Origin of the sequence: Emticicia agri (assembly GCF_004168285.1) — a bacterium.
In the GTDB taxonomy this organism is placed as follows: domain Bacteria; phylum Bacteroidota; class Bacteroidia; order Cytophagales; family Spirosomataceae; genus Emticicia; species Emticicia agri.
On the sequence record NZ_SEWF01000018.1, the window covers coordinates 1 to 12,830 of the forward strand.

13 protein-coding genes and 1 other RNA gene are annotated in these 12,830 nt (G+C 38.1%); 8 read left to right on the forward strand and 6 right to left on the reverse strand.

Features of this window, described 5'->3' with window-relative positions:
• The 3 genes from EWM59_RS27635 to EWM59_RS13425 form a co-directional block, all read left to right on the forward strand.
• A partial coding sequence (locus EWM59_RS27635; RefSeq protein ID WP_207219981.1) for a hypothetical protein occupies positions 1-188 on the forward strand: 188 nt, incomplete at its 5' end.
• A gap of 139 nt (positions 189-327) precedes the next feature.
• Positions 328-1,251 (forward strand): RHS repeat domain-containing protein, encoded by a 924-nt coding sequence (locus tag EWM59_RS13420; RefSeq protein ID WP_130021494.1) that lies wholly within the window; start codon positions 328-330, stop codon positions 1,249-1,251.
• 2 nt (positions 1,252-1,253) lie between these two features.
• Positions 1,254-1,616, forward strand: a complete 363-nt coding sequence (locus EWM59_RS13425; RefSeq protein ID WP_130021495.1) for a DUF6334 family protein — start codon at positions 1,254-1,256, stop codon at positions 1,614-1,616.
• A 222-nt stretch (positions 1,617-1,838) separates the two neighbouring features.
• Here EWM59_RS13425 and EWM59_RS13430 read toward each other — a convergent pair whose 3' ends face one another.
• Complete coding sequence (locus EWM59_RS13430; RefSeq protein WP_262709276.1) at positions 1,839-2,795, reverse strand: NAD(P)-dependent oxidoreductase; 957 nt, start codon at positions 2,793-2,795, stop codon at positions 1,839-1,841.
• 169 nt (positions 2,796-2,964) lie between these two features.
• Between EWM59_RS13430 and pdxA the strand changes: the two genes are divergently transcribed.
• Complete coding sequence (pdxA, locus tag EWM59_RS13435; protein WP_130021496.1) at positions 2,965-4,041, forward strand: 4-hydroxythreonine-4-phosphate dehydrogenase PdxA; 1,077 nt, start codon at positions 2,965-2,967, stop codon at positions 4,039-4,041.
• Between the two features lie 42 nt (positions 4,042-4,083).
• Here the strand turns inward: pdxA and EWM59_RS13440 are convergent, their stop codons facing one another.
• Positions 4,084-4,920, reverse strand: coding sequence for a tyrosine-type recombinase/integrase (locus EWM59_RS13440; protein ID WP_130021497.1), 837 nt, complete (start codon positions 4,918-4,920; stop codon positions 4,084-4,086).
• A gap of 237 nt (positions 4,921-5,157) precedes the next feature.
• Between EWM59_RS13440 and EWM59_RS13445 the strand changes: the two genes are divergently transcribed.
• Both EWM59_RS13445 and EWM59_RS13450 read left to right on the forward strand, forming a co-directional pair.
• The gene (locus EWM59_RS13445; RefSeq protein ID WP_130021498.1) at positions 5,158-6,549 is read left to right on the forward strand and encodes a high affinity choline transporter 1; all 1,392 of its coding nucleotides are present in this window, start codon (positions 5,158-5,160) and stop codon (positions 6,547-6,549) included.
• The gene (locus EWM59_RS13450) at positions 6,527-6,949 is read left to right on the forward strand and encodes a DUF1801 domain-containing protein (protein ID WP_130021499.1); all 423 of its coding nucleotides are present in this window, start codon (positions 6,527-6,529) and stop codon (positions 6,947-6,949) included. The genes EWM59_RS13445 and EWM59_RS13450 overlap by 23 nt, the downstream gene beginning before the upstream one ends.
• Here the strand turns inward: EWM59_RS13450 and EWM59_RS13455 are convergent.
• The 3 genes from EWM59_RS13455 to EWM59_RS13465 form a co-directional block, all read right to left on the reverse strand.
• A complete protein-coding gene (locus EWM59_RS13455; protein ID WP_207219982.1) occupies positions 6,944-8,167 on the reverse strand; it encodes a BaiN/RdsA family NAD(P)/FAD-dependent oxidoreductase in 1,224 nt (407 codons plus the stop codon). The genes EWM59_RS13450 and EWM59_RS13455 overlap by 6 nt on opposite strands.
• 133 nt (positions 8,168-8,300) lie before the next feature.
• Positions 8,301-8,687, reverse strand: coding sequence for a hypothetical protein (locus EWM59_RS13460; RefSeq protein WP_165372175.1), 387 nt, complete (start codon positions 8,685-8,687; stop codon positions 8,301-8,303).
• Positions 8,688-8,783: 96 nt separating this feature from the next.
• Positions 8,784-9,290 (reverse strand): hypothetical protein, encoded by a 507-nt coding sequence (locus EWM59_RS13465; RefSeq protein WP_130021502.1) that lies wholly within the window; start codon positions 9,288-9,290, stop codon positions 8,784-8,786.
• A gap of 76 nt (positions 9,291-9,366) precedes the next feature.
• On the opposite strand from EWM59_RS13465, the gene EWM59_RS13470 reads away from it, so the two are divergent.
• Positions 9,367-11,478, forward strand: a complete 2,112-nt coding sequence (locus tag EWM59_RS13470; protein ID WP_130021503.1) for a Tex family protein — start codon at positions 9,367-9,369, stop codon at positions 11,476-11,478.
• 128 nt (positions 11,479-11,606) lie between these two features.
• Positions 11,607-11,981, forward strand: a transfer-messenger RNA (tmRNA) gene (gene ssrA, locus EWM59_RS13475).
• Between the two features lie 244 nt (positions 11,982-12,225).
• On the opposite strand, the gene EWM59_RS13480 is transcribed toward ssrA, so the two are convergent.
• Positions 12,226-12,579, reverse strand: coding sequence for a hypothetical protein (locus EWM59_RS13480; RefSeq protein ID WP_130021504.1), 354 nt, complete (start codon positions 12,577-12,579; stop codon positions 12,226-12,228).
• Between the last annotated feature and the right edge of the window lie 251 nt (positions 12,580-12,830).

Genomic DNA, 12,830 nt, shown 5'->3' on the forward strand with positions numbered 1-12,830 from the left:
ACGAGGAGGAGGAAGAAGAAGAGGACGAGGAGGAAGAAGAAGAAGAAGAGTACGACGAGGAGGAGGAAGAGGAATATGACGAGGAGGAAGAAGAAGAAGAAGAAGAAGAGGAATATGACGAGGAGGAAGAAGAAGAAGAGGAATATGACGAGGAAGAAGAAACTCCAAAGAAGAAGAAAAGAAAATAGTTTATATCGTGGAAAACAAACACCGATGCATTTATGGTGTTTGTTTTTTTGCAATAATGACATTGCCATCGTTCGGCTGATTGTTTAAACAGCCGCTGCGACAGCCTGGGGCGCCCAGCCGTTCTCTGAACGGTATCCTATGGGCGGCGTATATAAGCCACCTGTTTTAGTACAAGCGAATGACTATGACCCCTGGGGGTTAGATATTAATAGTTTCCAACAACATAACCAGGATAATTTTAAGTATTCAGGTAAAGAACAATACAAAGAGTTTGGATTAGATTGGTATGACTTCGGGGCGAGGATGTATGATGCTCCCATTGGTAGATGGCATGCAGTTGACCCTTTGGCTGACATATCAAGAAGATTTTCACCCTACGTATATGGGAATAATAATCCTATAAGATTTATTGACCCAAGTGGAATGACATCAGAAGAGGCAAAAGATTTTACTTATTCTGATGGGTATAGTACACAGAGTTACCAGAATAGTTCTGGGGTTGTAGGCGTGAGTGGGAGTTATCAAGATAATGAAAAAGACCCTCCTGGGTTAATTCAACGATTACTGGATTATTTTGGATTCAATATAAAACCTCAATCACAGGAGGAGGCAAAAACTTATGCCGATAGAAGGCAGTCTTTATATGAATTAAACGAAAGAAATGAGAAAGCTAAAGAAAGAATATTAGAAGGGACAGAAAAGTTACCAGTGCTTGGTAGTGCAGCACAGCTAAGTGATGCAATGATGAAAAAAGATGCAACCGGCGTGGTGATAAGCAGTGTGTCTTTTGCCTTGGATGCTACTGGTGGTGGGGGTGTCGCTCCTAAACTTACAAATGGTGGCAAAAAAGTACTTGGAAGTTTAATTAATATGATAGAGATGACCCTATCAGAAGGTGTTTTACAAAGGGGTGGAAAAATTGGCAATCTTAGCGTAGTTGACGACGCCTTAAAAGGCATGAAAATTTTAGAGGTTGCGAACTTGGCAGCCACAGGAGATCAAAAAGCTCAAACAGCAATAAAAATATTAAAACAAGCATCATCTAAGGCCCAAAAATATTAATCATGGAAATAGAAGGACAAATTATAAATGATATTATCGTTAAGCCATCAGAAATAAATGCAAATCTATATAGTAAGGTTTTTATTTGTTTTGATGAATTCATACTTCTGATTCAAGCGGATGATTCAACTGATGAACTGCAATTGAAAAAATTGGACAAGGTGTACTTCAATAACCAAAAGCTGTACGAAAAGTTTAAATCCATAAATGCTGTAGTTGGGAAACAAATTGTTTCATTTTGGTCTTGTAAGAATCAAAAAGGATATTTTGATTGTTTTTGTATCGGATTGGATGAATTTATTCCAACTATTATTTTTACAAGTATCGTATCTCATATTACTATTCGCTTAACTATTTCGTCCTGAAAAAGGTTATTAACTTGAATATTTCATTTTTTAACAAAGCCCATCCAATAAATCACTTATTATTGGGTGGGCTTTAATTTATATGCTTTATTAGACAGTTTGTGTGTAAGTTTCAGAGATAGCTTGGCTTCCCTATAAGTAGGTCATTCGACCGCATGCGTTGGAGCACAAACCAAACCTACCAAGGCAAAATTTACAGTCTCAAACCTATTTATTTATGGCTCAATTAAACAATTTCTCAATTTTTTCAATCAGTACTTCATTGATTCTTACATAAGATTCATGTGTCCAGCCTGCAATGTGAGGGCTGAAAATTACCTTATCCGATTTTATTAACTGGTCAAAAGTTTCTTTCTGTTTCTGATTTAATTGGCTTAGTTTTTCATTTTCCAACACATCAAGGCAAGCACCCTTAATCTTGCCTGAGTTTAACCCCTCTACAATAGCCTCTAAAACCACCACTTCCCCACGAGAAGCATTGACAAAGTAGATATCATTGGCAAATGAATTCAGAAAATTTGAATTTACTAATTGAAAAGTTTCCTTCGTAAGCGGGATATGAAGGCTCAGAATATCAGCTTTATCAAAAATTTCCTTCATGGTAGCCTCTGTGGCGTACGCATCTGAAAAGCCAACTTTATATTTATCATACGCAAGCACCTTACAACCAAAGGCAGAAAGTCGTTTGGCTGTTTCAGCGCCATTATTGCCGTAGCCTATAATACCAACCGTTTTACCCAAGAGTTCGTATCCTCTGTTTTCCTCTCTCAGCCACTTGCCTTCTCTTACCTGTCTGTCGGCTATCAGCAGGTTATTCATTAATACCAGTAACATGCCAATAATATGCTCGGCTACTGCTACCCTGTTGCCCTCATTTGCGGCAAAAACAACAATGCCTCTTTCTTCGGCAACCACTTCGTCAATCAAATCAATGCCGGCTCCTGCCCTACCTATAAATTTTAATTGTGTGGCATTTTTTAGCAATTCGTCGTCAACTCTCGTTTTGCTTCTGATAAGCATGCCTTCATAATTACCTAAAATATCCATAATTTCCTGTCGCTGGATTTTTGGCTGATAATCGGGCACATAACCTATTTTTTCGAGCATGGGCAACAGACTCACGTGCATTTCATCTACTATTAAAACTGAACCCCGGTTGCCGGACGTAATTGTATTCACAGTATTTTTTTTATCGTATGTTTGTCAGTAAATTGCGGCAAAATTACGTTTACAGGTAAAATTGTCCAATATATTTTTAAGAATAAGCGTTGAAAGTTCAAAGATTCTCTTGTTCTGAATGAGCGCATATAATTTAAGCAAGAATTGAAATAATTAAATCAATAGAAAAGTGAGCGAACAACATAAACCTGTGATAGGAATCAGTATTGGTGACTTCAATGGAATAGGCCCGGAAGTAATACTAAAAGCCGTTGGAGGCAATCGTTTAAATAAAATCTGTACTCCTGTTATTTATGGTTCCGGTAAAATCATTAACCGCTATCGCCAGCAATTGGAACTGAAAGACTGGCAGTTTTCTACAATTCAGAAAATTGACCAGGTGAATCATAAGCAGGTAAATGTGCTGAATTGCGTAAACGACCAGAACCTGGAAGTACAACCGGGAAAAATAACACCGGAAGCCGGAAAGGTAGCATTTGAAGCACTAAAAAGAGCCGTAGCCGACCTGAAAGCAGGCAAAATAGATGCGCTCGTAACGGCCCCTATCAACAAGCATAATATTCAGAGTGAAGAATTTAATTTTCCGGGTCATACAGAGTATCTGGCCAAAGAATTTGACACCGAAGATGTATTGATGTTTATGGTAAGCGAGCAACTGAAAATAGGTGTGGTAACCGGACACTTGCCTATTGAACAGGTGAAAAGTAAAATCAGTAAAGAATTAGTTATCAAAAAGATTGAGCAGATTCATACTTCGCTCAAAAGAGATTTTAATATTCAAAAACCCCGTATCGCTGTTTTAGGGTTGAATCCGCACGCCGGAGAAAACGGGCTTTTAGGTAACGAAGAAAAAGAAATCATTCAGCCTGCCTTAAATGAAATCAAGAAAAAAGGCACGCTGGTTTTCGGTCCATTTCCTGCCGATGGTTTCTTTGGTACAGCCGCATGGAAACAATATGATGCTGTGCTGGCCATGTATCACGACCAGGGTTTAATGCCTTTTAAAATGATTGCTTTTGAAAACGGCGTAAACTTCACGGCAGCGCTTCCGAAAGTTCGCACCTCGCCAGACCACGGAACAGCCTATGATATTGCAGGTAAAAATCAGGCTGATGAATCTTCGATGATTGAAGCCATTTATACGGCAATTGATGTGGCCAAAAACCGGGCAGAGTTAAGCGAATTAGAACTGAACTCTCTGAAAAAGAAAACTATTGTTTTAAAAGAAGCAAGTATGGAGGATTAAGTAACAATCCCAACAAAACTTTTACATTTTGTTGGGATTGTTTTAAATTAACTCCAAATCTTCAAAGGGGCTTCTGATATTAGCCAGGTCTATCTGGGCTATCTGGTAATACATAGAGGTTGTCTGCAAGTATTTGTGTCCCAGAATTTCTTTTAGCAGGTGTATATCTATCCCTCTCTCTAAACAATGCACAGCGTAGCTGTGCCTGAGGGTATGAACTGTAGCATTTTTATCAATTTTCGCTTTCATAAGTGCCTGCTGAAATACCAATTGCACACTTCTTGGGCTATAAGGTCGCCCTTTTTCTCCTACAAATAATAATTCTTTCGGATTATGTTTTTCAAAATAAGCCATTAGAATCGGAATCAGTTTTCGGGGTATTTTCAGTTTTCTACCTTTGTCTGTTTTAGACGGCGGAACCATAATAAGCCTCGTGTCCAGATTCAGGTCATTTACTTTCATCACTAAAATATCGCTCAATTTTAGACCCATTGCATAAATAGTTGCCATTAAGGCTTTATGTTTCGGATTATCTAATACGCCTATGATACTTTCTACCTCAATTTCTGTCAGAATCTCCGGTAATGTATCCTCTTTTATTTCGCCAGAGGCCTTAATACCAAGTTTACGCTTGAAAATTACCTCATAGAAAAGTTTTATTGCCTTGCCCGCCTGCTTTGCCGCATCTGTTGTTCCACCTTTTTTTTCACTTAAGTCTAACAGGTAATTTGAAATTAATTCTTCAGTAATTTTACTTTGTGGTAAATCACGGAAGTGATTATAAAAAACAAAAATGGCATTACGGTAAGCAGCAATAGTCTGGGAGTTATATTTCCCTTTTCTTAATATTTCTGTAAATCTCTCAATAAGGTGGGTCACAGTTGCGCAATTTTTAGTTAAAAATAGGATTTAACGAATATTTGTCAATTTGGACTTAAATTAAAAAACAAAGTCACAAATTTTAAATTAAAAAAACTTATTTACGGTCTTTTCTCTAACGAAATTTTAAACTTGGTAAACAAATTGCTATAAAAATTGCAGTTCTTCGGGAATAAAAAGGAAAATTTACTATTTTCAAAACTTTAAAATTATTTAATTAATTCCTTTACCTAATCTATGCTTCTGACATTTATTATTCTGTACCTGTTAGGCACTATGCTTGTGGGGTGGTTTGCATCTAAATTCGTAAAAACAGCGAATGATTTTGCCGTTGCGGGAAGAAAAATGCCAACCTATGTAGTAGCATCAGGGCTTTTTGCTACCTGGTTTGGCTCTGAAACGGTCATGGGTGCTTCTTCAGAATTTATAGAAAATGGTTTAATAGGTGTTATCGAAGACCCGTTTGGGGCATCATTATGTTTATTATTGATTGGCCTTTTCTTTGCACGACCCTTATATAAATTAAATATACTTACTTTCAGCGATTATTTTAGTATCCGATATAATAAAAATGTAGAATGGATTTCAGCACTTTTTCTGATACCCTCCTATTTTAGCTGGATTGCAGCCCAATTAGTAGCATTAGCCATTGTCTTGCAAGCTATTGCCGGAATTCCCTTCATTTATGGTATTCTCATTTGCGCTTCTGTGGTGGTCTTTTATACATACGTAGGGGGTATGTGGTCGGTGGCTATTACTGATACCGTTCAGACAGCTATTATTATTATTGGCTTACTGATTCTGATGGTCGAATTAGTAAGTCAGATTGGTGGCTGGGGACAGATGTTTGCCAGAACACCACCGGATTTTTTCCGGTTTACACCCAAAGAACACTCCTTTGTCAATTGGGTTACTTATTTCGGTGCATGGATTACCATTGGCTGGGGCTCTATACCACAACAAGATGTGTTTCAAAGAGTACTTTCATCAAAATCAGAGAAAGTTGCTGTCAGAGGTGCCTATTGGTCGGCATTTATGTATCTATCTATTGCCTGTATGCCTTTAGTGATTGCCCTGTGCGGTTCTTTAATCTATCCTGACATCAAAGAGGGAGATTCTCAAATGACAATCCCGGCTCTGGTGCTTCGTCATTCGGGCTTGGGCATGCAGATTCTATTTTTTGGAGCCCTGCTTTCTGCTATATTAAGTACTTGCAGCGGAGCTATTTTAGCCCCTGCAACAGTTGTGGGGGAAAATCTCTTAAGACCGCTTTACGGTGAAAAGATTTCTGATAAAAGATTACTTCAGGTTATGCGTTTATCAGTCATTGGCATTACTGTTATCAGCGTAATACTTTCGCTGAATAAATCAGAAATTTATGAATTAGTCGGAGAATCTTCCTCTCTAAGTTTAGTGGCATTATTTACTCCCTTGGTAGCAGGACTATACTGGAAACGGGCAACGGCTTTAGGTGCCATTTTATCAATGGTAGCCGGAACAGGCGTCTGGTTGTATTTAGAGTTTTACCCGACCGAAATTCCGGGCATGATATGGGGTTTGCTGGCAAGTATCACAGGTATGTTAGTAGGTTCGTTCATAAAAAAAGATGATAAAGTATCTGTCAGTTGAGGAATACATAGACCATCAACCGCTGCATCTGCAACAATTGATGCAAAGGCTCAGAGTGTTGATTCTGAAAGCTCATCCTAAAATGCGTGAGCATCTTGAAATCAACACACCAATGTTTACCATCAAACAGCATGTTTGCTATTTTGGTAAAGTGCATCCAACCACAGGGCTTGAACTTTGTTTTCTGAGAGGCTTCCAGCTTTCAAATGAGCAAGGCATAGTAGAGTCTAAAGGCAGAAAATACATACACGGAATAACGTTTGCTAATATAGCCGACTTCAAAAGCAAGGAATCGGCCTTTCTGGAAGTACTTAATGAAGCATTAATCTTAGATGAGATTAATGAAAAGTCTGTCTTTACAGAAATGCTTCAGGCAGCTAAGAAAAAGAAAACCTCATAGATGCTGGGCGGCAATCCAGGCACCTGTCCATGCCGCCTGAAAGTTAAAGCCTCCTGTAACAGCATCAATATTCAATACTTCTCCTGCCATATAAATATCAGGGTATTTTTTTAAAGAAAATTTTTCAAAATCAACTTCAGCTAACTCCACTCCTCCTGCTGTTACAAATTCTTCTTTAAAAGTGCTTTTACCATTGACACTGAATCGGCTTGCAGTCAGTTGCTCTACCAATCTGCTTATATGTTTTTTTCCGGTTTCTGCCCATTTCTGGTATTCACCTATCCCTGATGCTATACAAAGGCTTTTCCACAGTCTGATAGAGAGTCCAAACTCTGCATTAGCCAAAACATTCTTTTTAGGTTGATTGCCAATTTGCTGATGAAGGTGTTGTCTTATCTTTTCAATATCAGTTTTTCCAAGCCAGTTTACGATTACTTCAAAATCATAGTTCAATTCACGCAGTTCTCTGGCCGCCCAGGCCGACAACTTTAAAATAGCCGGTCCCGATAAACCCCAATGCGTAATCAGGATTGCGCCATTTGACGAAAAAGTAGTAAGTATTTTGTTTTTTGCACTACTTAACTGACAAACTACATTTTCAACACTAATTCCCATTAAATCCTGAATCCTTTCGTCTTTGATATTAAAAGTAAAGAGCGATGGTACAGGCGAAACTAAACTCACGCCAAGATTCTCTAAAAGTTTCCATACTGCGGTATCACTTCCAGTGGCAATCATCAATTTTTTAGCCAGGTATTGTCTGTTACCAATGGTATGCAATTGCCATTGTCCGTCTTGTTTTTCAATACTTTCAACACGGGTATTGGTAATAATTTCGATACAGTTTTTCCGACAGGCATCTAAAAAACAATCAATGATGCTCTGCGACGAATTACTTACAGGAAACATTCGTCCATCAGCTTCTTTTTTAATCCTCACTCCTCTGCTTTCAAACCATTCAATGGTATGAGTAGGGTTAAATTGTTGAAAAGGTTGCAGTAATTCCCGATTTCCTCTCGGATAATAGTTCACTAACTGCGTAGGCTCAAAACAGGCATGAGTAACATTGCATCGCCCACCTCCTGAAACCTTTACTTTTTGTAAAACCTCTCTTCCCCGGTCTAAAATAGCAATCTTTAGATTTTTGTTTTTCTCTGCGGCGTTAATCGCCGTAAAAAAGCCTGCTGCTCCACCGCCAACAATAATAAGGTCGTACATAAATAGAATCGGTTTATTGAAATAAGCGCAAAAAAAATCACCTTAGATAGTTATTATCTAAGGTGAAACTGCCTTTACAAAGCAAGCTTATCAGTAGCAGATTTCAAAATGATAGTGATAGATTTTATGAAACCTATCGACAATTTTTAAAATTTGTAAACTGTGCAGAAAAGAAATTAGCAAGTTCCTTAATGGCATCAGGAGGTCTGTTATAGTCAAATACAACTTTATGGCTTTCGCCTGATTTAACTATTTCTATCCACTGGGCACCTCCATCAGCACAATCCGGGCAGCCAATTACCATCGGTAGTTTTCCAAATTCGTCAAAGTCGATTGCGGCTTCCAAATCTGAAATAACCCTGGCTGATACCTTAGCAGAACATTGCTTTTCAGCATTGTTCTTACTATTATCTTTTCCAGTGTATTTTACAGTAGTTCCTATAATTTCTACCGTTGCCTGACAAGTCCCAAAACATTCTCCAAAAAAATAGCCCCCTTTTATGATTATCTCTTGATTCATTATACTGTCTGCCTCTTTATTTGAACAGGCAGTAATAAAGGCCAGTATCACAATTAAATAAAAGAGTTGGCACTTCATCAGTAAAAGGGTTTGAAATTATGGCTTCACATATTTTTCTTCAAAATAAATTCTCTTCTCACGAAGCAACTTCAATAGTGGGGCAATTTCTTTAATATCATCACCAAACTCAAAAGTTACTTTATGTCTCGAATCATTTTTGGTAATTTCTACCCATTCTGCACCGCCATCAGCACAATCAGGACAACCTATTACTTCCTCCAATTTTTTAAATGCTTCAAAATTAACAGTTTTTGATACTGCCGAGATATAATCGGCTGTCAGTTTTTCTGTATAGGTTTTTGGTTCACCACCTTCTGTTCCTCTTCCACCATTCAGGTAAACAGTAAATGCGGCTTCATCATTTACGAGAGTCATTTCTTTTTTACATGGGCCAAGGCACATACCAAAACTTGTACCATATTTAATAACAGTTGCATCTAAACTGGTTAAGTTCTGTTTTTCGTCAGGAATCTGCGATTCTTGTTCACAAGCCATAAAAGAAAATGTGGAAAGAATGATTGCTACAAACAGTTGAATTTTCATTTTATTAATAGATTTTTGCGTTTTGATTTTTCGATTTTATAATTAGGATTCCTTTTAAATTAAAAAGGTTGGAAACATGACTACAAAACAAATACAAATTATAGTCCATGCTGTAAGTGCGACAGAAAAAAGCGTTACTAATACCATAACTTTGTTAGAAGAAGGGGCAACTGTACCGTTTATTGCCCGATACAGAAAAGAAATGACGGGAAGCATGGATGAGGTGCAGATAGCTTCTGTAAAAGACTTATACAGTAAGTTTTCAGAGGCCGATAAACGCAGGGAAGCCATCATTAAATCGATAGAAGAACAGGGCAAAATGACCCCTGAATTACTGAATAAGCTACAAAATGCCTTGTATCTGAATGAGTTAGAAGATTTATATCTGCCTTATAAACAAAAGCGCAAAACCCGTGCAAGCATTGCCATTGAAAAAGGGCTTGAACCATTAGCTAAAATTATTTTTGCCCAGAAAGACCGTAACATTGAAGCTATTGCTGAAAAATACCTTACTGACAAAGTAGAAAGTGTGGAAGATGCTCTACAAGGCGCACGGGATATTATGGCTGAGTGGATTAACGAAGACATTCAGGCAAGAAACAGCATTCGTAAGATTTTTGAAAGAGAATCAATCGTAAGTGCTAAGGTAAAGAAAGGTAAGAAAGAAGAAGGTGCCAAGTATCAGGATTATTTTGAGTTTTCAGAACCATTGTCAAGAATTCCATCTCATCGACTGTTAGCCATCAGACGTGGGGAAGAAGAAGGAATCCTTTCAGTAGATATATCTATTGAAGCAGAAAGAGGAACCGATGCCTTAGACAGAATTTACCTCAGAGGCTTGCCGGAAGCCAAAGAACAGGTGGCCGATGCCATTACAGATGCCTATAACCGCTTATTGAAACCGAGCATTGAAACTGAGTTTTCAAACCTCTCGAAACAGAAGGCAGATAGCGAAGCCATTAAGATATTTGCCGCTAATCTTCGTCAGCTATTATTAGCCTCACCATTAGGACAAAAAAGAGTATTAGCCATAGACCCGGGATTCAGAACAGGCTGTAAAACGGTATGTCTGAACGAGCAAGGTGATTTATTGTATGACACTGTTATTTATCCGATGGATAAAAAGATGGAAGCAGAAGGTGTAATCAAGAAATTGATTTACGATTACAAAATACAGGCCATTGCCATTGGAAATGGCACTGCCAGCCGTGAAACCGAAAGTTTTGTAAAATCCTTGAAGTTAGATAAAATTCAGGTGCATGTGGTTTCAGAACAGGGTGCTTCTATTTATTCAGCTTCTGAAATTGCCCGTGAGGAGTTTCCAAAAAAAGATGTAACTGTAAGGGGCGCTATTTCGATTGGCCGCAGATTAATGGACCCTCTGGCAGAATTAGTAAAAATTGACCCGAAATCTATCGGAGTGGGGCAATATCAACACGACGTTGAACAGAAAATGCTCAAAGAAAGCCTTGATTCAGTCGTAGAAAGTTGTGTAAACCTGGTGGGTGTTGAATTGAACACAGCCAGCAAACACCTATTAAGCTATGTTTCAGGCTTAGGGCCATCTCTTGCACAGAATATTGTAGATTACAGAGCTAAAAATGGAGCTTTTGGTTCAAGAGATGAATTGAAGAAAGTCCCTCGCCTCGGCGCAAAGGCCTTTGAACAAAGCGCAGGTTTCCTGCGGATTAACGGTGCAAAGAACCCTTTGGATAATTCGGCCGTACATCCGGAAACTTATGCGATTGTTGAAAAAATGGCAAAAGATTTAGGTTTGAAAGTAGCTGATTTAGTGAATAATGCCCAGATAAAATCAAAAATCAATCTGAATAATTACGTAACCGCTACCGTAGGTTTACCAACCTTGAATGATATTCTGTCGGAATTGCAAAAGCCTGGCCGTGACCCTCGTGAGGCTTTAGAAGAATTTGAATTTGCCTCTGATGTTCATAAAATAGAAGATTTAAGAGAGGGAATGGTTTTACCAGGCATTGTTACCAACATAACCGCCTTTGGTTGTTTTGTAGATGTAGGCGTCCATCAGGATGGACTGGTGCATGTGTCGCAAATGGCGAACCGTTTCATCAAAGACCCCAATGAGGTAGTAAAAGTACATCAAAAAGTTCAGGTAAAAGTTACAGAAATAGATATTCCAAGAAAGCGGATTGCTTTGAGTATGAAGTTGTAGTTTCTACTTCTCATACAGTTGTGGCTTCAGCCGTATGGCCGAAGCCACTTGCCAGAATGCTATAAATTATTTTTCGTTAAGACGAACTTTTCAAAACTGATTTTTGTAGTATTATGACCAGCAATCATGGGGACGACCGGTTTTGACGGCGTGAGTGGTTGCGAGTAAAAGCATGTCGGGAGTTGGTAGAATCTCCTGTTAAAAATTCTTCCGAACAATAACTGGCAATACTTCGTATGCCATGGCTGCTTAATTCCGGAGTGAATTAACCTTTTAGCCACATTCCGCCTCGGCTAACCTCTGCCGTTGGGGAGTTCGGAGTGTCGAACCGCAGAGGCGATTAAGTGCGGGTAACTTGTACTTAATTAGTATTTAGGTTTCTAAGGAAAAGGCTCGGTATGTCGGACACCTATCTTTTCCCGAAAATCAAGACCGAATAAACATGTAGAAGGCTCGACAAGTGCCATGTTCGGACCAGAGTTCGACTCTCTGCGTCTCCACAAAGTACCTCAAAAGGGTACTTTTTTTTGTTTTTATCACTAAATACAAATGGCTTGCACAGAAAAAAAGAAAGAGATTTTATAAATGATTGGGGAACTGGTTTTAGCAGGGCAGTATATTCTATCAGGTTCTGAGACTCTTAACGCACATCAAGGCAGATTTTTAACATATATAAGTTTTTGAAATGTTTCTTTATTTTAACACAAAAACTCGCTGTTTTAACGAGCTTTTATGTCAATTATCTGATTATGCAATTACAAACGACTCAAATTTAGGAGGAAAATAATCAGCTTTATTCAAGGTTAAGATTTTAGTGAGTATCTTGACAAAATGCTCTTTTTCGGTGGGCTTTAAATAAAATAAATTTGCTTCGGCGTTGAATGATTCTTCTTTCTGACTTAGATAATCAGTACCTGAGTGAGTTACACAGAATAAATTTCTCAATATCTGATTACTTCGAATAGCCTCTAAGTATTCTCTACCTTGGGTAAGACATTCAAGAAAAAGTATATCTGGTAAAAATTTTTCGAGAGTTTGAATATTAGAACGAATAGTTTCTTTACACTCTAAAATTAATAGATTTGATTTGATTGAAGTCATTTTTAGTGAAACGAAAAAAAAGCTGATCGTCTTCATCTTGGTCGATGAGCGCAATGTTTACTAACTGTGCTAACATAATGTTTGAGTGATTAGAGATTTTAACACTATTAGCAGTTAAGAATCAAATGTTATTATAGGAAGGTTTGCGCAAATAAGAAAGTCTGTAAAAGTAGGTCATTTGTTTGGCTAATTCCCAGCTTGAGCAAAATATATTTTTAATGCTAACAATATAACATGAACAGTCAATTATT

Bases quoted from the DNA above. Each gene is read 5' to 3' on its own strand.
- EWM59_RS13420 (WP_130021494.1), top strand. From the start codon at position 328: ATGGGCGGCGTATATAAGCCACCTGTTTTAGTACAAGCGAATGACTAT.
- EWM59_RS13425 (WP_130021495.1), top strand. From the start codon at position 1,254: ATGGAAATAGAAGGACAAATTATAAATGATATTATCGTTAAGCCATCA.
- EWM59_RS13445 (WP_130021498.1), top strand. From the start codon at position 5,158: ATGCTTCTGACATTTATTATTCTGTACCTGTTAGGCACTATGCTTGTG.
- EWM59_RS13450 (WP_130021499.1), top strand. From the start codon at position 6,527: ATGATAAAGTATCTGTCAGTTGAGGAATACATAGACCATCAACCGCTG.
- EWM59_RS13455 (WP_207219982.1), bottom strand. From the start codon at position 8,167: ATGTACGACCTTATTATTGTTGGCGGTGGAGCAGCAGGCTTTTTTACG.
- EWM59_RS13460 (WP_165372175.1), bottom strand. From the start codon at position 8,687: ATGAATCAAGAGATAATCATAAAAGGGGGCTATTTTTTTGGAGAATGT.
- EWM59_RS13465 (WP_130021502.1), bottom strand. From the start codon at position 9,290: ATGAAAATTCAACTGTTTGTAGCAATCATTCTTTCCACATTTTCTTTT.
- EWM59_RS13470 (WP_130021503.1), top strand. From the start codon at position 9,367: ATGACTACAAAACAAATACAAATTATAGTCCATGCTGTAAGTGCGACA.
- EWM59_RS13480 (WP_130021504.1), bottom strand. From the start codon at position 12,579: ATGACTTCAATCAAATCAAATCTATTAATTTTAGAGTGTAAAGAAACT.